Source organism: Bacillus sp. AL-1R, assembly GCF_052180195.1.
In the GTDB taxonomy this organism is placed as follows: domain Bacteria; phylum Bacillota; class Bacilli; order Bacillales; family Bacillaceae_G; genus Gottfriedia.
This window is the reverse complement of the sequence record NZ_CP197469.1, coordinates 3,291,595-3,311,960: the sequence shown is the minus strand read 5'-3', so window position 1 is coordinate 3,311,960 and position 20,366 is coordinate 3,291,595. Positions and strand designations below refer to the sequence as shown.

The window sequence follows — 20,366 nt, the reverse complement described above, 5'->3', positions numbered from 1 at the left end:
TATGGAGGTTTTTTTATGGACGGGTTAAAGTTAAAGTGGATCTATCGATTATGTTTAATTTTGTTAATTGGATTGGTTGGAATCGTTTTTTATTATTTAAAACCGGTTTATTTACATATTGTAATTGGTGTTTTAAAATCGATGGTTCCCTTTTTGATCGGGTTAATAATTGCTTATTTGTTACATCCAGCAATTGAATATATTCATAATAAAGGGGTAAAACGAGCAATTGCGATATTATTGATTTATTTAATATTTTTTGGAGGGTGTGTACTAGGGCTTTATTTATTACTCCCTATTTTTAAACAACAGTGGCAAGATATTTTAAAAGCTTTTCCTAAAGTAATGGCATTATATGATAATCTTTTATCAAAAATCGAACGAAAGACTTCGAGGATGCCAATTTTTCTTCATAATCGTGTTGATTTAATGATAAATGGTGCTGAAAAATCGGGATTATCATTATTGAATAAATCTGGTGTATGGATGAAAGAATTAGTAAATAATATCATTTCACTCTTTATCATTCCATTTATCGTTTTTTACTTTTTAAAAGACTATAAGGTTTTATCGAATATGTTTTGGAAAATTATCCCTTACAAGTGGCGATATGAAGCGAAAGGTTTAGCAAAAGAGCTTAATAATACTTTTGGAAAATATATTCGTGGTCAAATATTAGTTTGTTTTTTACTGTTTGTTTTAGCAACAATATTTTTATGGATTATTCGAATGAAGTACGCACTAGTATTAGGAGTAATCATAGGTATAACAGATATCATTCCATACTTCGGACCGATTATTGGAGCAGTACCAACTTTATTTCTTGCCGCTTCGGAAGGGACAAGTTTATTAATTAGAGTAGGTATTACATTAATTGTATTACAATTGATTGAAGGTAACGTCCTTTCTCCGCTCATTATTGGTAAATCAATTCATACTCATCCAGTTATAATTATGTTTTTTCTATTAGTTGCAGGTGAAATAGCTGGTTTTTTTGGTTTGTTAATTGCAGTTCCATTATTGGTTGTCATCATTTCAGTTATTCGTTATTACAGTAATAGAAAAGAACGTCTCTCAACTTGACTTTCATTTTTGACAATGATACTATTTTTTCATACAATTTATATTTGCAAAATTTTGAAGGAACAAGTATGTCACTAAACCATTTAAAGCTTATGCGAAAGAGAGAAGTTTCCTAGGCTGAAAGAAACTTTAATGAAGGGTGACAGAAAAGCTACTCCTGAATGCAGCTAATCACTGACGCGTCAGATCACGTTACGGTCTCTTTGAGGTGATGAATAGACTTCGAGGCATTTTGCCTAAGCAACTAGCTTTCTATTCATAATCAGGGTGGTATCGCGAGTACATCTCGTCCCTGTTTTAGGGACGGGATTTTTTTGTTTTTATAACATTATAAATTTACTAAATGGAGGTTAATATAATGAAAAAGTTAACTGCTGCTCAAATTCGTCAAATGTACTTAGACTTCTTTAAAGAAAAAGGTCACTCTATTGAGCCAAGTGCATCTTTAGTACCAGTAGATGATCCAACTTTATTATGGATTAATAGTGGTGTAGCGACATTAAAAAAATATTTTGATGGTCGAGTTATTCCAGAGAATCCAAGAATAACAAATTCACAAAAATCAATTCGAACAAATGATATTGAGAATGTTGGGAAAACAGCTCGTCACCATACATTTTTTGAAATGTTAGGTAATTTCTCAATCGGAGATTATTTCCGTGAAGAAGCTGTAACATGGGGTTGGGAACTTTTAACTTCATCTGAATGGTTTGGATTTGATAAAGACAAATTATACGTTACAGTCTATCCAGAGGATAAAGAAACGTATGATTTATGGATTAAATTAGGATTAGATCCTGAGCATATTATCTTATTAGAAGGTAACTTCTGGGAAATTGGTGAAGGACCATGTGGACCATGTACAGAGATTTTCTATGATCGTGGAACAAAATATGATCCAGAAAACATTGGAATTAAATTATTAAAAGAGGATTTAGAAAATGATCGATATTTAGAAATTTGGAATATTGTATTCTCTCAATTTAATTCAAAAGAAGGTTTAGACCGTAAAGAATACCCTGAGTTACCAAGCAAAAATATTGATACTGGAATGGGCTTAGAGCGTATGGCAAGTGTACTACAAGAAGTAGACACAAACTTTGACACTGATTTATTCATGCCAATTATCAATGTTGTTGAAACAATTTCTGGTCAAAAATATCGAAATGGAAATTTAGATCAAGATACTGCTTTTAAAGTAATTGCTGACCATATCCGTACAGTATCTTTTGCTGTTGCAGATGGCGCTCTTCCTTCAAATGAAGGTCGTGGATATGTATTACGTCGCTTAATCCGTCGTGCTGTTCGATTTGCAAAAAAATTAGGTATTGAACGTCCATTTATGTTTGAACTTGTTCCAGTGGTTGCAGAAATCATGGAAAGCTACTATCCAAATGTGAAAGAAAAAGTACCTTTCCTTCAAAAAGTAATTAAAAATGAAGAAGAGCGTTTCCATGAAACATTACATGAAGGATTATCACTTCTTACAAATGTAATGAAGGATGCAAAAGCTAAAGGAAGTACAGTAATTAAAGGTGAAGATGTTTTCCGTCTTTATGACACATATGGTTTCCCAATTGAATTAACGGAAGAATATGCAGAAGAAGAAGGATTAACAGTTGATCATGAAGGTTTCGAAGTAGAAATGGAAAAACAACGTGAACGTGCTCGTTCTGCAAGACAAGATGTTGATTCAATGCAAGTACAAAGTGAAGCACTTCGTGAAATCAAGGAAACTTCAGTTTTTGTAGGTTATAGCGAAGGTTCGGTTGAATCTACAGTTCTTGTTTTAGTACAAGACGGAGAAAAAGTTGAAGATGTAGCAAATGGCGAAGTAGCTCATTTAATTCTTGATGTAACTCCTTTCTATGCTGAAAGTGGAGGTCAAATTGCAGACCGTGGAACGTTAACGGCTCCTGGTTTAAAGGTAGAAGTGCTTGATGTTCAAAAAGCACCAAATGGTCAAAATTTACATCGAGTGAAAGTTGTTGAAGGTGCTTTATCAGTTGGTGCTAAAGTTACATCAACAATTAATAAAGCTAACCGTTCAAGTATTGTAAAGAACCATACAGCTACTCATTTATTACACCAAGCATTAAAAGATGTACTTGGAACTCATGTAAATCAAGCTGGTTCATTAGTAAACCAAGAACGCTTACGTTTTGACTTCTCACATTTCGGTCAAGTAACGTCTGAAGAACTTGAAACAATTGAAAAGATAGTGAATGAAAAAGTTTGGGAAAGCATTCCAGTTCAAATTTCTGAAAAAGCAATTGCTGAAGCAAAAGCAATGGGAGCAATGGCATTATTCGGTGAAAAATATGGTGATGTAGTACGAGTAGTACAAGTTGGAGATTATAGTCTTGAACTATGTGGTGGATGCCATGTTGATAACACAGCATCGATCGGTACATTTAAAATAATTTCTGAGTCAGGAATTGGAGCTGGTACACGTCGTATTGAAGCAGTAACTGGCAAATCAGCTTATGAATATATGCAAGAACAAATTGGTCAACTAAAAGACGCAGCTAGCCTATTAAAATCAAATACGAAAGACGTAGTTGCTCGTATTGAAACTTTACAATCAGAATTAAAACAAGTACAAAAAGAGAATGAATCACTTTCTTCAAAATTAAGCAATATTGAAGCAGGAAATATTAGTAATAACGTGAAAGAAGTAAATGGAGTAAAGTTCGTTGCTGCTAGAGTAAATGGAGCAGATATGAATAGTCTTCGCACAATGGTTGATGACCTTAAAAATAAAATTGGTTCTGTTGTTGTATTACTTGGTTCTGCTAATGAAGGTAAAGTAAACTTAATTGCTGGTGTTACAAAAGATTTAGTAGCTCAAGGATATCATGCAGGAAATCTAATAAAAGAAGCTGCTTCAATTTGTGGCGGAGGAGGCGGAGGCCGTCCTGATATGGCTCAAGCTGGCGGTAAGGATCCTTCGAAATTAGACGAAGCTGTTGCTTTTGTTGAAAAATGGATGAACACGATTTCAAAATAATACAAAAATCGTGTACAATAACAGATATAAAAATTTTTAGCTGATTCGTAACTGCGTAATAAAAATGGTACAATGTAATTAGTTAAAAATATACGGATAAGTGGGGTGCTTTGTATGGATTCATTTGATAAAACGATGAAGTTTAGTTTGCAAGATGAAGGTCAAGATATACGAGTTAATGAAGTTTTGTTAAAGGTTCATGACGCGTTACAAGAAAAAGGCTACAATCCAATCAATCAAATAGTAGGATACTTATTATCAGGTGATCCTGCATACATTCCTCGTCACAATGACGCAAGAAGTATGATGAAAAAATTAGAGCGTGATGAAATCATTGAGGAATTAGTTAAATCTTACTTACAACAACATCGTGGAGAATAATTAATGAGAGCACTTGGGCTAGATGTAGGTACTAAAACAATTGGTGTAGCTGTAAGTGATGCGCTTGGTTGGACAGCTCAAGGTATTGAGACAGTCAAAATTGATGAAGAACGTCAGAAATTTGGACTAGACCGACTAAAAGAAATCATCGATCGCTACGAAATCGAAAGAATAGTTGTAGGTCTTCCTAAAAATATGAACGGAAGTATTGGAGAACGCGGTGAAGCTTGCAAGCGTTTTGGAAAAATGATTGAAGAAGAATTCAATCTTCCGGTTATACTATGGGATGAAAGACTTTCAACAATGGCTGCCGAACGATTTCTAATCTCTGCTGACGTAAGTCGTAAGAAAAGAAAACAAGTAATCGATAAAATGGCAGCAGTAGTTATTTTACAAAACTACTTAGATAGTATAAAGTGATAAAGAAGAATGGAGATATGGCCGACAACAAGAGTATTTGCAGTTTAACTTTTTTTGGCGGCTTCTCCATCTACTTTCTTTTATACTAATACATAAAAGGATTAAAATAATAGAGGTGATATAAATGGAACACGGTGAAGACAGACAAATTACAATCATCGATGAGGAAGGTAATGAGATTCTTTGCAATATTATCATGACTTTTGAATCAGATGATTATGGTAAATCATACGTAATTTATAGTCCAGTTGGACAAGAGTTTGATGAAGATGGAGACCCAATCTACCATGCATCTAGCTTCATTCCTGCAGAAGATGGTGAAGATGGAGAGTTATATCCAATCGAATCTGACGAAGAGTGGGAAATGGTTGAAGAAGTATTAAATACGTTCTTTGACGAAGAAGAAGGAGAATAAGATCTCTGTATAAAAAAATGCTAAGCACTAATAAAAGTGTTTAGCATTTTTTTATGTAGAAAATTGCCGATTTAGCACATTTTTGTAGTATACTATAACGTGGAAAAGGAGGCAGATAAGTTTGTCAATAAACAATTTTGATAAAAATGGATACAAGAATACAAATAAAAAAAGCAAAGTTATGCTTATTTTTACATATTTAATTATTGCTTGTATTGTCGTAATTGGAGCGGGGTTTGCAACTTATAAATATATGTTAAAACCTGTTAACTCAGCAAATAAACAAATTAAATTAGTAACAATTCCTGTAGGAAGCTCTGTTGATAATATTGCAGCAATTTTAAAAGAGAAAAACTTAATAAAAAATACATCAATTTTTAAAATGTATGTGAAACTGCATAATAACACAAGTATGAAATCAGGTAATTATCAATTTAACGAAAACCAAGGAGTTGCAACGATCGTAAACCACTTACAAGTAGGTGGTAAATATCAGGTTTCAGTGAAGGATGTAATGATTCCTGAAGGCTCACAATTAAAAGAAATCGCAGTGATTATTGCAAAAGAATTTAAATTAGATCAAGCAGCTGTACTAAAACAGTTGAATGATAAAGTATTTATCCAGGGGCTACAAAAAAAGTTTCCTGAGTTACTAACGAATGATATTTTTAAACCTGGAATCCGCTACCCATTAGAAGGCTACTTATATCCTTCAACTTATATGTATGGGGATTTTACCCCAAGCTTAGAACAAATTATAACACCGATGTTAACTGAAACAGCGAAAATATTAGACCAATTTAAAACAGAAATGGATACCAAAAAGCTTACTCCCCATCAGACATTAACAATGGCATCGTTAATCGAGGAGGAAGCCACAGGTACAACAGATCGAAAGTTAATTTCAAGTGTATTTTACAATCGTCTAGATATAGGAATGCCGTTACAAACGGATCCAACGGTTTTGTATGCACTAGGTAAACATAAAAAACGCGTATTATATAAAGATTTAGAAGTTAAATCTCCTTATAATACTTATTACATTAAAGGGTTACCAATCGGTCCAATCGCAAGTGCTGGCATTGATAGTATAGTAGCTGCTCTTGAGCCTGCCAAATCAGATTATTTATATTTCCTTGCTGATAAAACAGGAAAAGTAATCTTTACAAAATCGTTAAAAGAGCACAATACTGAAAAAGAAAAGCATATAAAATAAAAAGTTGGAAATACTTGTATACGAAATATTAAATTCCTCAGTAGTATAAATAGTCTACTGAGGAATTTTGTAAATTAAAGAATAGTGAAAGCGTTGCAACAATTCTTGGTACTAGCCAAGGGTCTTTTTTTTATGTTAGAATATTACGGGTCTAAATAAATTCAGATACAAAGAAATTTTACTTACACCTTGTTTTTAGACAAGGTTGTATTTCTATTGGAGGCTTTATTAGCAATGAATGACGTTTTAGTTCGTCAATACTTGTCGAATTTTTATAAACATAGAGAACCTTTTATAGAAGAAATGGAAACTTATGCACTTGAGCATCATGTACCGATAATGGATAAAGCAGGCATGGAATTTATGCTTGGTTTACTTTATTTAATCCAACCGACTTCCATTCTTGAAATTGGTAGTGCAATAGGCTATTCAAGTATTCGGATGGCAAAAGAATTTCCAAATGTGAAGATTGTTACAATGGAGCGAAATGCGGAGAGAATTCGCAAAGCAAAAGAGTTTATTGGGCGAAGTGATTACAGTGATCGAATTCTACTTTTAGAAGGTGACGCTTTACTTTTAAAAGAAAAGTTGCCTGAAAACAGACAATTTGATGTTATTTTTATCGACGCAGCTAAAGCTCAGTATAAACGATTTTTTGAATTATATGAGCCTTTGTTATCAGACAGAGGTGTTATTATTTCTGATAATGTTTTATTTAAAGGCCAAGTTGCTGAAAGTGCGGATCTAGTTGATGATCGACGAAAGAAAGCATTAATTAAAAAGATTCAAAATTACAATGAATGGCTAATGAATCACCCTAAGTATGATTCAACAATTATACCAATTGGTGATGGAGTTGCTATTAGCAAAAAAAGGGGAGTTAATAATGAATAAGCCTGAATTATTAGTTACGCCAACTAACCTAAATGATATAGATAAATTAGCTGATGCTGGTGCAGACGCAGTTATTATAGGTGAACAACGTTTTGGATTACGTTTAGCGGGCGAATTTAATCGTGAAGCTGTAAAAGAAGCAGTAGAAATTGCACATAAAAAAAATGTAAAAGTATATGTAGCGATGAATGGCGTTTACCATAATGAGATTCTTGATGAAATTGAAGATTATATTACTTTTTTAAGAGATGCAAATGTGGATGCAATTGTATTTGGAGATCCTGCAGTGCTTATGTCAGTGCGTGAGATTGCACCTAATATGCAATTACATTGGAATACTGAAACAACAGCTACAAACTGGTTTACTTGTAATTACTGGGGTAAACGTGGATCTAAACGTGCGGTATTAGCTAGAGAATTAAGCTTTGAAGCTGTCGCTGAAATAAAAGAAAATGCTAAAGTAGAAATCGAAGTACAAGTACATGGAATGACTGCTATGTTCCAATCAAAACGTTCTCTTGTTGGTAACTATTTTGAATACCAAGGAAAGAATTTAGAAATCGTTCAACAAAAGAAATATGAAAGAAATATGTTCTTAGTTGACCACGAGCGTAACAATAAATATCCAATTTTTGAAGATCAAAACGGAACGCATATTATGAGTCCAAATGATATCTGTATTGTTAACGAGTTAGAAGAATTAGTTGATGCAGGTATTGATTCATTCAAAATTGATGGTGTCTTAAAATCTTCAGAGTATATCATTGAAGTTACAAAACTATATAGACAAGCTATAGACCTATGTGTAGAAGACCGTGAAGCTTACGAAGAAATCAAAGACGAACTTTTCGACAAAATCGAAGCAATCCAACCAGTAAACAGACCACTGGACACAGGATTCTTCTTTAAAGAAACGGTGTATTAATAGAAGTAAGATTAGAACATGGAATAACAACAGGATAGCCAATAGATTCTATTGCCAAAAACGGTATTTTAGAGCTTTGGACTGTAGTCCTGTATTAAAGAGGAGGATTCATAATGGCAATTGGACAATTAGATAAAATAGTTGATGGCAAACGTATAATCGTAAAAAAACCTGAGCTATTAGCACCTGCTGGTAATTTAGAAAAATTAAAAATTGCAGTAAGATATGGCGCAGATGCTGTATTTATTGGTGGTAGAGAGTTTGGCCTACGTTCGAATGCAGATAACTTCTCAATTGAAGAAATGGCTGAAGGAGTAGAATTTGCAAACAAATTTAATGCAAAGATTTATGTAACAACAAATATATTTGCTCATAACGAAAACATGGACGGATTAGTTGAGTATTTACAAGGGATTGAAGCTGCAGGAGTTACAGGAATTATTGTAGCTGACCCATATATTATTGAAACATGTAAAGAAGCTGCACCAAAATTAGAAGTACATTTAAGTACACAACAATCTTTATCAAATTATCGTGCTGCTCAATACTGGAAAGAAGAAGGACTACATCGATTAGTATTAGCACGTGAGACAAGCTATGAAGAAATAAAAGAAATCAAAGAAAAAGTAGACGTTGAAATTGAAACATTTATTCATGGCGCAATGTGTATTGCCTATTCTGGCCGTTGTACTTTAAGTAATCACATGACTGCACGTGATTCAAACCGTGGAGGTTGCTGCCAATCATGTCGTTGGGATTATGATTTAGTTCAAACTGAATCACAAAATCCAGATGCTGCAGAAAATGCTTTATTTGCAAAAGAAGATGCACCATTTGCAATGAGCCCTAAAGATTTAAATTTATTACGTTCAATTCCTAAATTTATTGAAATGGGTGTTGATAGTTTAAAAATTGAAGGACGTATGAAATCAATTCATTACGTTGCAACAGTTGTATCTGTTTACCGTAAAGTAATTGATGCATATTGTGCTGACCCTGATAACTTTGAATTTAAAGAAGAATGGGTTGAAGAACTTGATAAATGTGCTAATCGTGACACTGCTTCTTCGTTTTTTGAAGGATTCCCAGGAATGAAAGAGCAAATGTATGGAAATCATAGCAAAAAAACAACGTATGATTTCGCAGGTCTTGTATTAGACTATGATGATGAAACTGGTATTGCAACGATCCAACAACGTAACTACTTTAAACCAGGTGACGAAATCGAATTCTTTGGACCTGAAATTGAAAACTTCAAACAAACAGTTGGTGTAATTGTTAATGAAGATGGAACAGAAGTAGACGCTGCAAGACATCCATTAGAAATTGTAAAAATTAAAGTGGATCAAAAAGTTTATCCTTACAACATGATGAGAAAAAAGTTAGTTTGATAAGAAAGAGGGATTGAAGTATGGGGAAAAAGCCCATTGTAATTGGAATTGCTGGAGGGACTGGCTCTGGTAAAACTTCTGTAACAAAAGCAATCTATGATCAATTTAAAGGTCATTCAATTTTAATGATTCAGCAAGATTCTTATTATAGAGATCAAACGCATTTACCAATGGAAGAAAGATTGAAAACAAATTATGACCATCCATTAGCGTTTGATAATGATTTGTTTATTGAGCATATAAAAGATTTATTGCAATACAAAGCAATTGAAAAACCTGTATATGACTATACAATTCATACAAGATCTTCAGAAACAATCCCTGTAGAACCAAAAGAAGTTATTATTTTAGAAGGTATTTTAGTATTAGAAGACGAGCGTTTACGTGATTTAATGGATATAAAGATATTTGTAGATACGGATGCTGACTTACGAATTCTTCGCCGAATTCAACGAGATATTAAAGAACGTGGAAGAACAGTCGATTCTGTAGTAGATCAATATGTAAATGTTGTACGCCCTATGCATAATCAATTCTGCGAACCATCTAAGAAATTTGCAGATATTATCATACCAGAAGGCGGTCAGAACTTTGTGGCCATTGATTTAATGGCAACAAAAATTCAGACTATACTTGAAAGAGTAAGTGTATTATAATACGTTCATATAAGAGAATAATTCCTAAAAATAATTTTGGAAAGATGGAGAAGAATTCACTTCTTCATCTTTCTATATAAAAGAATGCGTTTTCATAAGTTGAATGTTTCTTTATTTATTCTCATACACTGTTTGTGCAACTATATTGTATAAACATTATTTAGAAGTTCTACATAAAAAGAAACGGTGGATACTAAAAGGAGTGTACAAAATGGCTAACGAAAAAAAATTCCCTATGACTTTAGCTGGGAAAGAAAAATTAGAACAAGAATTAGAAAATTTAAAAACAGTAAAGCGTGCTGAAGTAGTAGAGCGTATTAAAATTGCTCGTAGCTTTGGGGACCTATCAGAGAACTCTGAATACGATGCTGCAAAAGACGAACAAGCATTTGTTGAAGGTCGTATTACAACTTTAGAAAATATGATCCGTAATGCTGAAATTATTACAGAAAATAACGATGCATCAGATACAGTAACTTTAGGTAAATCTGTAACTTTCTTAGAATTACCTGCTGGCGACGAAGAAACTTATACAATTGTAGGTAGTGCTGAGGCTGACCCGTTTGAAGGTAAAATTTCAAATGATTCTCCAATCGCAAAAAGCCTATTAGGCAAAACTGTTGGCGAAGAAGTAACAGTTAATACGCCAGGTGGAGATATGCAAGTAAGAATTATTGCTGTTAAATAATTTGATTTGTTTAACAATTTAATAGTTTGAAAAAAGAACACCCCGTCTACACTGTAGATGAGGTGTTTTTTATATGCATAGACGGATCAAAGCCATTTTAATGATATTTTCGTTACTATTTACTTTAATTGTATACAGATGTTTAGATATTAGTGTCCTACACCAAAAGAATTTTGGGCCACAAAAGGTAAATTTAATTGAACGAAGTGTTGCTCAAAGAACGTTTCAGTTTCGGATTGATAATGGACGCGGAAAAATACTTGACCGAAATGGAAAATTATTAAGTGCAGCTTACACTCCAAAAGTTATTTTATTTCCATTTTTAAAAACAATCGATTGGCCGATTGAAAAGCTATCGTCGATTACAGGCGTCCCGGTTGCAAATATAAAAAATCAGTTTATTGGTAAAAAAGAGCCTTTTACATTAAAAGGAATAACAAAAACATTAACATCGGAGAAAATTGATGAAATAAATAATTTACATGTTTCTGGATTAATTTCCATGCTATCTCAAGATCAAGATGATAAACAATTGGCAGAACACTTAATTGGAATAGCTAGGGAAAATAAAGAACAATATGAAAAACAGTATGAAAGTGATCGAGATTATAAGCCTAAAGAATTTGGAGTAATTGGATTAGAAGCTCAATTTGAAGATTTCTTAAAATCTGATGGCACGTCTAATTTAATGCTACACGTAGATAATTTAGGTAAACCGATGTTTGGAAATGAAGTGAAATATGCGAAACCTAGTAATCCATTTTATCCAGTTTCCCTTTCTACTACATTAGATAAAGATTTACAACAAATTTTAGAACAAGCTGTTGACCAAGCTAAACTTCAAAAAGGTGCAGCAGTGCTAATTGATGTAAAAACTAGCAATTTATTAGCAATGGTAAGCAGACCTAAAATGAATTTCCAAAATTTATTTTCTGAAAATGATAATACAGCGACTAATTACGCACTCTTAGCTAGTACTCCTGGTTCAGTCTTTAAAACAGTTGTAGCGGCGGCAGCAATAGATCAAGGAATTGTTAAAGAAAATCAATTGTATAATTGCAATAATAATTTAGTAGGTAAATACGAGGATGAAGAGAAAAAGCGAAAAGGTAATTTAACATTTCAACAAAGTTTCTATCAAAGTTGTAATTACACATTTGGACAATTAGGCAAGCAATTAACGATAAAAAATAAAGATATGTTTCAGACATATGCAAAAAAGCTAGGTTTAGATGGTCCAGTAGGCTGGACGGGGGCTGTATATCATGAGTCTAGTTTTAGACAATTTCAAAATGAAGGGAAACCAACATATTTTGTAGGAAACTATTTAAGTGATAAGCTCTTAAATACTTCCATTGGGCAACAGGATGTAAAAGTATCGCCTTTAGCCGTCGCAAATATGATGGCGACGATCGCACGTGGGGGAAGCCCGAAACAAGTAAAAGTAGTCGATTCTGTATTATATAAAAATGGTACAGAAATGTTTAAATTTAAAGAACAGACATTAGTTGATGATTATTTAGCTCCAGATTCAATGCAACAATTAAGAGAGTTACTTCGAGGTGTCGTTACGGACGCGAAAGGAACGGGAAATCGATATGCTAGTTTGCCTTACACTTTAGCAGGGAAAAGTGGAACTGCGGAAACAAAAGTAGTAGATGGTAAAATAGTCGAACAGAACAAATGGTTTGCAGGTTATTTTCCATATGATAAGCCAAGGTATGCATTTGCAGTTGTTAGTTTAAATGTTCCAAACGAAGTTACATCTACTTCTGACACTGTTACAAATTTAATAAAATCGATCGATAACTTTGATAAAAGCCACACAAAATAGCTATTTTTAATTAATTAACTCTATGTTAAAATAGGTAAAAATTAGTTGTTTTTGGGGGATTTTGTTAATGACTTCAATTGAACCAAACAAAAGGGTCCAAAAATTAAGACGAGTACGAAGAGGAAATTATTTTTACCGAATACTACTTATTCCACTTCTTTATGGAATCTTCTATTTAGGAATTAAAATAACTTTACCGATACTCAACCAACAAAAAATAGAGCCTAATACTGCAAAAGCTATGTTTACTCCAATTGCTCAAGAACCAAAGCAAATGACAGATATACCGAATCCTTATCAAGCGAATTATCGTGAAAAAGTAAATGAAATCATTAAAGACTCAATAAATGATGAAAATATTATCGAATCGACTGTTAAAGAATGGGTACCTAACAAAACAAGCCAAGCCGAGCCTCATACAATTCATTTTAGTTATCAGTCACAGGACTTTTATGAAATGGAAGAAGCTGTATCAAATGCGATTTCTTTAACAAAAGAAGATTTTTCTGTTTGGCATCTTTCAAAAGGATACGATCAACAAAGTATAAAAGTATATGTTGCTACAAACGACCTAAGCTATAAATATGTTGTATACTTACACTGGGTTGTAAAAGAAGGCTGGCTCCCAATTTTGGTACAAGAAGTAAAGGATCTAAAGTATTAAAATGTGGAAACAAGTAAGCTCCTTAGCGGAAATCAACGCTCATTTATTTAAGATTGAAAATGTTTTTTTACTGTACGTAATCTTAAAGATGAATGCTATGGCTCTATATGGTAAAATGATTAAAGTTTGAATGAGAAAGTAGGGAATTTGAAGTATGAAAATAGCAATTATTGGGGCAATGGAAGAAGAAGTACATGTATTACGTGATAAATTAGACAACCTGAAAAAAGAAGAAGTTGCAGGCTCAGAATATAACATTGGTACATACGAAGGAAAAGAAGTAATTTTATTAAAGTCTGGAATTGGTAAAGTTAATGCAGCGATGGCAACAGCAATTCTTTTAGAAAAGTATCAGCCAGATGTGGTTATTAACACAGGATCTGCAGGCGGGCTTCATACTGACTTAAATGTTGGTGACGTTGTTATCTCAACTGAAGTGCGTCACCATGATGTAGACGTTACTGCATTCAATTATGAATATGGACAAGTTCCAGGTATGCCAGCTGCATTCCCTTCTGATGACAAATTAAAGGGTATCGCTAAAAAATGCGCTGAAAAAATTAATGGTATCCAAGTTGTTGAAGGATTAATCGTAACTGGTGATTCTTTTATGAACGATCCAGTAAGAGTTGATTTTGTAAAAGATAAATTTGGTGATCTGTATGCTGTAGAGATGGAAGCAGCTGCAATCGCTCAAGTTTGTTATGCTTTTAAAGTACCATTTGTTGTGACACGAGCATTGTCAGATATCGCAGGTAAAGAATCAAATATTTCATTTGATCAATTCCTTCATACTGCAGCTGTTAATTCAACATTAATGGTTGAGGAAATGATTAAAGCGTTATAAATCTTTTAAGGAAAGATGTCTAATAGGCATCTTTCTTTTTTTATCCAAATACAATTGAGTGAGTACTCACTTTTTATTGACTGAGAATAAAAAGTGAATTAAGATAAAGATATGGAGTGAGTACTCACTCATTTTAAAGTTAATAAAGGAATCGACTTGAACGGAGGAATAAGATGAGCAATGTTGTTCAAATTCAAAATGTTGACCGTTTATTTGGAAAAAGAGCTGTACTAAAAAATATTTCGATGAATATTCAAAAAGGTGAGATATTTGGGATTTTAGGCCCATCAGGTTCTGGTAAAACAACTTTAATAAAATTAATTGCTGGGATCGATAAAAGTTCAAAAGGTGAAGTATTAGTTTACAATAATGAAATGCCTAATTTTACAGTTCTTCCGTCAATAGGCTATATGGGACAATCAGACGCTTTATATAGCGATCTAACGGGAGCAGATAATTTAAGTTTCTTTGGTGCCTTATATAATTTAAAAGGTAAAGAACTTAAATCGAGAATTCAAGAAGTTGCACAAATTGTTGGGTTAGAGGATTCATTAAATAAGCAAGTTAATCAATACTCTGGGGGAATGAAAAAACGTCTTTCTCTGGCAATTTCAATCCTTCATAAACCTACATTACTAATCCTTGATGAACCAACAGTAGGAATTGATCCAGTACTAAGGAAGCAAATTTGGAATCAATTTTTTGAAATGAAAAAAGAGGGTACTACAATCATCATTACGACCCACATCATGGAAGAAGCTGAAAAATGTGAACGGATCGGGTTAATTAGAGAAGGAGAATTAATCGCGCTAGATACTACGGAAAATTTAATCTCACAATCAAAAACTGGCAAAATCGAAGACCTATATTTTAATACTGAGGTGAGCTCATGAGAGTCTTTGCGATTTCTAAACGAATAATAAAACAATTTTTAAAAGATAGAAGATCTCTTGCAATGATTTTTGTTGCCCCAATCGTGTTATTGTTCTTATTTTCTTATATTTTAAAACAGGATGATACGAAACCAACTTTAGCTCTAGTAGATGCCCCTCCAGCATTTGAGCAAATTGTGAAAGATTATGCGAAAGTAAAAAATGTAAATCCTGCAGACATTAAAGAGAAATTGAAGAATATGGATCTCGATGGTGCTGTCTTATTTAAATCAGGTGAAATAGTAGTACAGTTTGAAGGAACAGACAAAGCAAGAACAACTGCAGTAATGGATGCAATTCAATTTGCAGTTAAGGAGAATACACCTACAAAACTTAAAATTGTAATGGACCCAATTTATGGTAGTAAAAATATGGAATCATTTGATTCGATTGGACCAATATTTATTGGATTTTTCTCGTTCTTATTTGTATTTATCTTATCAGGAATTTCATTTGTAAGAGAAAGATTAACAACAACACTAGAAAGATTACTTGTCACGCCAGTCAAAAGATGGGAAATAGTAGTTGGATATATTTTAGGCTTTGGATTTTTTGCTTTAATCCAATCGATCATTATAACAATCTTTTCAATCAGTGTATTAGATATGTATAATGTAGGAAGTGCATGGGAAGTCTGCGTAGTTAATATTCTTTTATCGCTTACTGCTCTTACACTTGGCATGCTGTTATCTGCTTATGCAAATAATGAATTTCAAGTTGTACAATTTATTCCAGTGATTGCTGTTCCACAAATACTTTTTTCAGGTATTTTCTCAACGGCATTTTTACCTAACTGGTTTAAATTGATCGGGGGGATTTTACCACTGACATATGGTGCAGAAGCTCTAAGAGGGATTATGATCAAAGGGCAATCGCTTTCTGATGTTGTCTATCAATTATTAATCCTACTTGGATTTTCAATCGTATTTATTTCTTTAAATATAGTTGCTTTAAAGAAACAGCGTTCAATTTAAGGAGTGTTACCAATTAAATTAGAAGAGTTTTTACCAGAAGAAAAATTACAAGAAATGAATGAGAAAGAAATAAAAATTCTTGAAGCTGCAATTGAAATTTTTGCAGAAAAAGGTTTCGTTAGTACATCTACCAATGAAATTGCAAAAAAAGCAAAAGTTGCTGAAGGCACTATTTTTCGTTACTTTAAAACAAAAAAGGATTTATTAAAAAGTATTATCAAACCGACATTAGTCAAAACAATTGCTCCTTTTGAAATGGATCGTTTTTCTAAAGCAGTATTTCATTTAGAGTACGAAACATTTGAAGATTTTCTTAACGCGCTTATTAAAAATCGGATGGAATTTGCAAAGAAAAATAAAGAGGTAATAAAAATAATCATACAAGAAATGCCATTCCAAGACGATATGCAAGAAGAGTTTAAAAGACTCTTCAAAGACAAAATGTACCCTAAAGTAGCTACTGTATTACAATCGTTTATCGATAAAGGGCAAATAAAACAACTACCAATACCGACAGTACTAAGATTAATTATCTCAACAGTAATTGGTTTAGTTATTTCTTCGATCGTACTAGAAAATACACCGCTATGGAACGAAGAACAAGAAACAAAACGGACGATTGAGTATATTAAGGATGGTCTAAAATAACTGAGACAAGTTAAAACATTCAAGGGGTTTAAATAATCTCTTTTTTTCAGAGTGTTGAAATATAATATAGTCAATATTGAAAAATACGAACTGGTTGAAATATTAATATTTTAACTAACTTCTAAAAATAAAAATATCTTCTTTTTGACAATCAATATTTTAAAGATGTGTAAGTATCATCATTAGTTTTATTTTGATATTGATGAATAAAGTGTAATTCATTTGTTCAATTGATTATTCTATTGTTTTTAAGATTATTCTATATCATAAAGAAAATGATTGGAACGAAAGGGTGCCGGGCTCCTATGGGAGATGCGGGAAGGCTTAGATCCCACAGGCGGCGCCGAGGAGGCTAAAGAATCTCGCCCCATGGAAAGCGAGCACCCTGTAATGGAAATCACTGAGACACAACTTACTTATCAAAAATTAATTTTCAACAACATGAAGGGATTTTAAATCATCCCTTTTTTCTTTGTGTTGAAATATTAAATGGGACTCTATTTATAAAAATTAATTTTCTAATATAGTAAAACTTAAAAGATTATCATGCTTTTTACTTCCTAAACTCTACATATACTGCCTTTAATTACCTTCACTTTTTTTGTATAAAATATGTTAAAGTTAATAAGTCAACAAGAAGGGAAGGTGTAGTATTCGTGAATTTAAAAAAGCTACAGGCGAAGGTTAACGATTTTAAAACATACGGAGCAATAACAACAGCATTGGCTACTTTTTTCTATATCGGGACTCTCCTTCCAAAGGACGGATTAACCCAACAGAAAATCTTAATAGTCGAAAGTATTGTTTTTATTATGCTGATTTTTGCTTTAGGTTTCTTTCTAACATCAAATTATTTTAAACGTAAAATGCAAAAAGAAGAGCAAGCATAAAACCACTAAAATGAATTCACTCCAATTGTTAGAACTGGCTAACAATTGGAGGTCAAATTCATCTTTAGTGGTTTATTTTTTATCCTTTTTCTTTTCTTTTTCAGCTCTTAAAAACTCGTGATACATTTTCATTAATGCACGTTTTTCAATTCTCGAAACATAGCTTCTTGAGATTCCTAATTTCTTTGCGATTTCACGTTGAGTTAGTTCTTTATCCATATCAATACCAAATCGTTGAATAATTACATCCTTTTCACGGTCATCTAAAATCTTAATATATTGCTTTATCTTTTCTAATTCCATATTCAGTTGAATTTGATCAACTACATCCTCTGTCTCAGTTTTTAATATGTCTAATAATGAAATTTCATTGCCTTCTTTATCTTGGCCTATCGGATCATGAAGTGAGACGTCTTTTTTTGTTTTCTTTAAAGCACGTAAATGCATAAGTATTTCATTTTCAATACATCTAGCAGCATATGTGGCTAATTTTGTTCCTTTACCTTGAACAAAGCTCTCAATTGCCTTTATTAAACCTATTGTACCAATCGAAATTAAATCTTCAGCATCTTCCCCGGTATTTTCAAATTTCTTGACGATGTGAGCAACAAGCCTTAAATTATGTTCAATTAATAAATTCCGCGCTTCTCCATCTCCATTTGCCATACGATTTAAATAGAGCGCTTCTTCGGCTTGTGAAAGAGGTTGAGGGAAGGCATTATTTTTAACATAGGAAACAAACACAAACACTTCTTTTAAGAAAAGACTTAAAGCGGTAAATAAACCAGGCATATAATCACTCCTAAGGAAGGTTAGGTTAGTTGTTATTTATATATTTATGTAATGTACAAATTCTGTGTGTCTGTACCATAAAAAAAATGTAAGCAGTGTAAAAAAAATGTTGAAAATAGTAAGCGCTACCATTCCGATAACGATGTACTTTTTTTAAAATCCTTACATATTCTAGAAAAAAATGCATTGACAGCCTATTTAAACGTGCTTTATAATCCTCATTAATAACTTTTTTAATGAATGTTTTGACAATTTAATATATTGCGTTGATAAGGGCACAGTAGGCATAACTTCCCTGTTTAAGAGAGCTGACGAAGGCTGCGAGTCAGTACATAAGGTATGCTGAATTACATTCTTGGAGCAATTTCTATTTTTACGTTAATGAAAATAGAAACGGTCATTTTGATCGTTAACAAAATGAAGGTGGTGAACAGATTTTTTGTTCACAACTAGGGTGGTACCGCGATTAATTAATTCGTCCCTACTGTTTATTCAGTAGGGACTTTTTGTTTTCATTTTTTACATACTTACTTTTTGAACAGAGAAGTGGTATTGGAATATTAATTTTAAATTTTGAGGAGGAAAAAGAAATGAGTACAAACAATGAGTTAGCGCAATTACGTGATAAGGTTGATGAGATTAATTTAAAAATCGTTGAATTATTAAACGAACGTGGAAAAGTTGTTCAAGAAATTGGTCAACAAAAAATTAAACACGGAATTAAGCGTTTTGATCCAGTTCGTGAGCGTGAAGTGTTAGATATGATCGCAAATGTGAATGAGGGTCCTTTTGAAACTTCAACTTTACAACATATTTTCAAAACGATCTTCCAAGCAAGCTTAGAGTTACAAGAGGATGATCATAGAAAAGCCCTTTTAGTATCAAGAAAGAAAAAGCCTGACAATACAATTGTTAAAGTGAAAAATGATATTGTCCTTGGCGATGGTTCTCAATCATTTATTATGGGACCATGTGCAGTTGAGAGCTACGAACAAGTACGTGCAGTAGCACAAGCTATGAAACAACAAGGTTTAACAATGATGCGAGGCGGTGCATTTAAACCTAGAACTTCTCCATACGATTTCCAAGGGCTTGGATACGAAGGACTACAGATTTTAAGAGAAGTTGCCAATGAATTTGATTTAGCAGTAATAAGTGAAATACTAAATCCAAATGATGTTGAAAGATCGCTAGAATACGTGGATGTTATTCAAATTGGTGCACGTAATATGCAAAACTTTGATTTACTGAAAACAGTAGGTCAAGTAAATAAACCAGTATTATTAAAACGTGGGCTTTCTGCAACAATTGAAGAATTTATTAATGCAGCAGAATACATTATTTCACAAGGAAACGACCAAATTATCCTTTGTGAAAGAGGGATTCGAACTTACGAAAAAGCTACAAGAAATACATTAGATATCTCAGCAGTTCCGATTCTGAAGAAAGAAACACATTTACCAGTAGTTGTAGATGTTACACACTCAACAGGTCGTAAGGACTTACTATTACCGACAGCAAAAGCAGCATTAGCAATTGGAGCAGATGCAATAATGGCTGAAGTACACCCAGACCCAGCAGTCGCTTTATCAGATTCAGCTCAACAAATGAATATCCCACAATTTGAAGAATTCATGTTTGAGTTAAAAGACTTCCGTGCAAAACTTCAATAATAAATAATATGACTTAATGAAGGATAGGCGGTG

20 protein-coding genes and 1 other annotated feature are annotated in these 20,366 nt (G+C 32.9%); of the genes, 19 read left to right on the top strand and 1 reads right to left on the bottom strand.

Annotation, left to right across the window (positions count from 1 at the left end; genetic code table 11):
* Window positions 1-15: 15 nt before the first annotated feature.
* From ACSBO6_RS15905 to ACSBO6_RS15820, 18 genes are all read left to right on the top strand, one after another.
* Window positions 16-1,083: an AI-2E family transporter gene (locus tag ACSBO6_RS15905; protein ID WP_098846391.1), complete on the top strand. Its 1,068-nt coding sequence runs from the start codon at window positions 16-18 to the stop codon at window positions 1,081-1,083.
* A 358-nt stretch (window positions 1,084-1,441) separates the two neighbouring features.
* Window positions 1,442-4,093 (top strand): alanine--tRNA ligase, encoded by a 2,652-nt coding sequence (gene alaS / locus ACSBO6_RS15900; RefSeq protein WP_098846390.1) that lies wholly within the window; start codon window positions 1,442-1,444, stop codon window positions 4,091-4,093.
* A 114-nt stretch (window positions 4,094-4,207) separates the two neighbouring features.
* Window positions 4,208-4,474: an IreB family regulatory phosphoprotein gene (locus ACSBO6_RS15895; protein ID WP_056472706.1), complete on the top strand. Its 267-nt coding sequence runs from the start codon at window positions 4,208-4,210 to the stop codon at window positions 4,472-4,474.
* A gap of 3 nt (window positions 4,475-4,477) precedes the next feature.
* Complete coding sequence (gene ruvX / locus ACSBO6_RS15890) at window positions 4,478-4,894, top strand: Holliday junction resolvase RuvX (protein ID WP_098846389.1); 417 nt, start codon at window positions 4,478-4,480, stop codon at window positions 4,892-4,894.
* A 124-nt stretch (window positions 4,895-5,018) separates the two neighbouring features.
* Window positions 5,019-5,309, top strand: coding sequence for a DUF1292 domain-containing protein (locus tag ACSBO6_RS15885; protein ID WP_056472710.1), 291 nt, complete (start codon window positions 5,019-5,021; stop codon window positions 5,307-5,309).
* Between the two features lie 121 nt (window positions 5,310-5,430).
* Window positions 5,431-6,525, top strand: a complete 1,095-nt coding sequence (gene mltG / locus ACSBO6_RS15880) for an endolytic transglycosylase MltG (RefSeq protein ID WP_498843667.1) — start codon at window positions 5,431-5,433, stop codon at window positions 6,523-6,525.
* Between the two features lie 234 nt (window positions 6,526-6,759).
* The gene (locus ACSBO6_RS15875; protein ID WP_098846388.1) at window positions 6,760-7,419 is read left to right on the top strand and encodes an O-methyltransferase; all 660 of its coding nucleotides are present in this window, start codon (window positions 6,760-6,762) and stop codon (window positions 7,417-7,419) included.
* The gene (locus tag ACSBO6_RS15870) at window positions 7,412-8,344 is read left to right on the top strand and encodes a peptidase U32 family protein (protein ID WP_098846387.1); all 933 of its coding nucleotides are present in this window, start codon (window positions 7,412-7,414) and stop codon (window positions 8,342-8,344) included. The genes ACSBO6_RS15875 and ACSBO6_RS15870 overlap by 8 nt, the downstream gene beginning before the upstream one ends.
* A gap of 113 nt (window positions 8,345-8,457) precedes the next feature.
* Window positions 8,458-9,735: a peptidase U32 family protein gene (locus ACSBO6_RS15865; protein ID WP_098846386.1), complete on the top strand. Its 1,278-nt coding sequence runs from the start codon at window positions 8,458-8,460 to the stop codon at window positions 9,733-9,735.
* A 20-nt stretch (window positions 9,736-9,755) separates the two neighbouring features.
* Window positions 9,756-10,391, top strand: coding sequence for a uridine kinase (udk, locus tag ACSBO6_RS15860; protein ID WP_098810303.1), 636 nt, complete (start codon window positions 9,756-9,758; stop codon window positions 10,389-10,391).
* Window positions 10,392-10,602: 211 nt separating this feature from the next.
* Complete coding sequence (greA, locus tag ACSBO6_RS15855) at window positions 10,603-11,079, top strand: transcription elongation factor GreA (protein WP_098846385.1); 477 nt, start codon at window positions 10,603-10,605, stop codon at window positions 11,077-11,079.
* A 73-nt stretch (window positions 11,080-11,152) separates the two neighbouring features.
* Window positions 11,153-12,913 carry a peptidoglycan D,D-transpeptidase FtsI family protein gene (locus ACSBO6_RS15850; protein WP_498843666.1) on the top strand — a complete coding sequence of 587 codons (1,761 nt, stop codon included), beginning with the start codon at window positions 11,153-11,155 and terminating at the stop codon, window positions 12,911-12,913.
* Window positions 12,914-12,980: 67 nt separating this feature from the next.
* Window positions 12,981-13,577 (top strand): YrrS family protein, encoded by a 597-nt coding sequence (locus ACSBO6_RS15845; protein ID WP_498843665.1) that lies wholly within the window; start codon window positions 12,981-12,983, stop codon window positions 13,575-13,577.
* A gap of 154 nt (window positions 13,578-13,731) precedes the next feature.
* Entirely contained in the window at window positions 13,732-14,424 is a 693-nt protein-coding gene (gene mtnN / locus ACSBO6_RS15840; protein WP_098846382.1) for a 5'-methylthioadenosine/S-adenosylhomocysteine nucleosidase, read from the top strand.
* A 173-nt stretch (window positions 14,425-14,597) separates the two neighbouring features.
* Window positions 14,598-15,317: an ABC transporter ATP-binding protein gene (locus ACSBO6_RS15835; protein ID WP_098846381.1), complete on the top strand. Its 720-nt coding sequence runs from the start codon at window positions 14,598-14,600 to the stop codon at window positions 15,315-15,317.
* Window positions 15,314-16,330 carry an ABC transporter permease gene (locus ACSBO6_RS15830; protein WP_498843664.1) on the top strand — a complete coding sequence of 339 codons (1,017 nt, stop codon included), beginning with the start codon at window positions 15,314-15,316 and terminating at the stop codon, window positions 16,328-16,330. Before ACSBO6_RS15835 ends, ACSBO6_RS15830 begins: the two co-directional genes overlap by 4 nt.
* A 3-nt stretch (window positions 16,331-16,333) precedes the next feature.
* Window positions 16,334-16,978 carry a TetR/AcrR family transcriptional regulator gene (locus tag ACSBO6_RS15825; RefSeq protein ID WP_498843663.1) on the top strand — a complete coding sequence of 215 codons (645 nt, stop codon included), beginning with the start codon at window positions 16,334-16,336 and terminating at the stop codon, window positions 16,976-16,978.
* A gap of 656 nt (window positions 16,979-17,634) precedes the next feature.
* Window positions 17,635-17,868, top strand: coding sequence for a YrhC family protein (locus tag ACSBO6_RS15820; RefSeq protein WP_180232937.1), 234 nt, complete (start codon window positions 17,635-17,637; stop codon window positions 17,866-17,868).
* Window positions 17,869-17,940: 72 nt separating this feature from the next.
* Here ACSBO6_RS15820 and sigK read toward each other — a convergent pair whose 3' ends face one another.
* Window positions 17,941-18,660 carry an RNA polymerase sporulation sigma factor SigK gene (sigK, locus tag ACSBO6_RS15815; protein WP_098810294.1) on the bottom strand — a complete coding sequence of 240 codons (720 nt, stop codon included), beginning with the start codon at window positions 18,658-18,660 and terminating at the stop codon, window positions 17,941-17,943.
* 257 nt (window positions 18,661-18,917) lie between these two features.
* Window positions 18,918-19,146: a binding site (T-box leader), on the top strand.
* Between the two features lie 104 nt (window positions 19,147-19,250).
* On the opposite strand from sigK, the gene ACSBO6_RS15810 reads away from it, so the two are divergent.
* A complete protein-coding gene (locus ACSBO6_RS15810) occupies window positions 19,251-20,333 on the top strand; it encodes a bifunctional 3-deoxy-7-phosphoheptulonate synthase/chorismate mutase (protein WP_098846429.1) in 1,083 nt (360 codons plus the stop codon).
* The last annotated feature ends 33 nt before the right edge of the window (window positions 20,334-20,366 follow it).

Excerpts from the sequence above, each read along its gene's own strand:
- ACSBO6_RS15905 (WP_098846391.1), top strand. The coding sequence starts at position 16 with ATGGACGGGTTAAAGTTAAAGTGGATCTATCGATTATGTTTAATTTTG.
- alaS (WP_098846390.1), top strand. The coding sequence starts at position 1,442 with ATGAAAAAGTTAACTGCTGCTCAAATTCGTCAAATGTACTTAGACTTC.
- ACSBO6_RS15895 (WP_056472706.1), top strand. The coding sequence starts at position 4,208 with ATGGATTCATTTGATAAAACGATGAAGTTTAGTTTGCAAGATGAAGGT.
- ruvX (WP_098846389.1), top strand. The coding sequence starts at position 4,478 with ATGAGAGCACTTGGGCTAGATGTAGGTACTAAAACAATTGGTGTAGCT.
- ACSBO6_RS15885 (WP_056472710.1), top strand. The coding sequence starts at position 5,019 with ATGGAACACGGTGAAGACAGACAAATTACAATCATCGATGAGGAAGGT.
- ACSBO6_RS15875 (WP_098846388.1), top strand. The coding sequence starts at position 6,760 with ATGAATGACGTTTTAGTTCGTCAATACTTGTCGAATTTTTATAAACAT.
- ACSBO6_RS15870 (WP_098846387.1), top strand. The coding sequence starts at position 7,412 with ATGAATAAGCCTGAATTATTAGTTACGCCAACTAACCTAAATGATATA.
- ACSBO6_RS15865 (WP_098846386.1), top strand. The coding sequence starts at position 8,458 with ATGGCAATTGGACAATTAGATAAAATAGTTGATGGCAAACGTATAATC.
- udk (WP_098810303.1), top strand. The coding sequence starts at position 9,756 with ATGGGGAAAAAGCCCATTGTAATTGGAATTGCTGGAGGGACTGGCTCT.
- greA (WP_098846385.1), top strand. The coding sequence starts at position 10,603 with ATGGCTAACGAAAAAAAATTCCCTATGACTTTAGCTGGGAAAGAAAAA.
- ACSBO6_RS15850 (WP_498843666.1), top strand. The coding sequence starts at position 11,153 with ATGCATAGACGGATCAAAGCCATTTTAATGATATTTTCGTTACTATTT.
- ACSBO6_RS15845 (WP_498843665.1), top strand. The coding sequence starts at position 12,981 with ATGACTTCAATTGAACCAAACAAAAGGGTCCAAAAATTAAGACGAGTA.
- mtnN (WP_098846382.1), top strand. The coding sequence starts at position 13,732 with ATGAAAATAGCAATTATTGGGGCAATGGAAGAAGAAGTACATGTATTA.
- ACSBO6_RS15835 (WP_098846381.1), top strand. The coding sequence starts at position 14,598 with ATGAGCAATGTTGTTCAAATTCAAAATGTTGACCGTTTATTTGGAAAA.
- ACSBO6_RS15830 (WP_498843664.1), top strand. The coding sequence starts at position 15,314 with ATGAGAGTCTTTGCGATTTCTAAACGAATAATAAAACAATTTTTAAAA.
- sigK (WP_098810294.1), bottom strand. The coding sequence starts at position 18,660 with ATGCCTGGTTTATTTACCGCTTTAAGTCTTTTCTTAAAAGAAGTGTTT.
- ACSBO6_RS15810 (WP_098846429.1), top strand. The coding sequence starts at position 19,251 with ATGAGTACAAACAATGAGTTAGCGCAATTACGTGATAAGGTTGATGAG.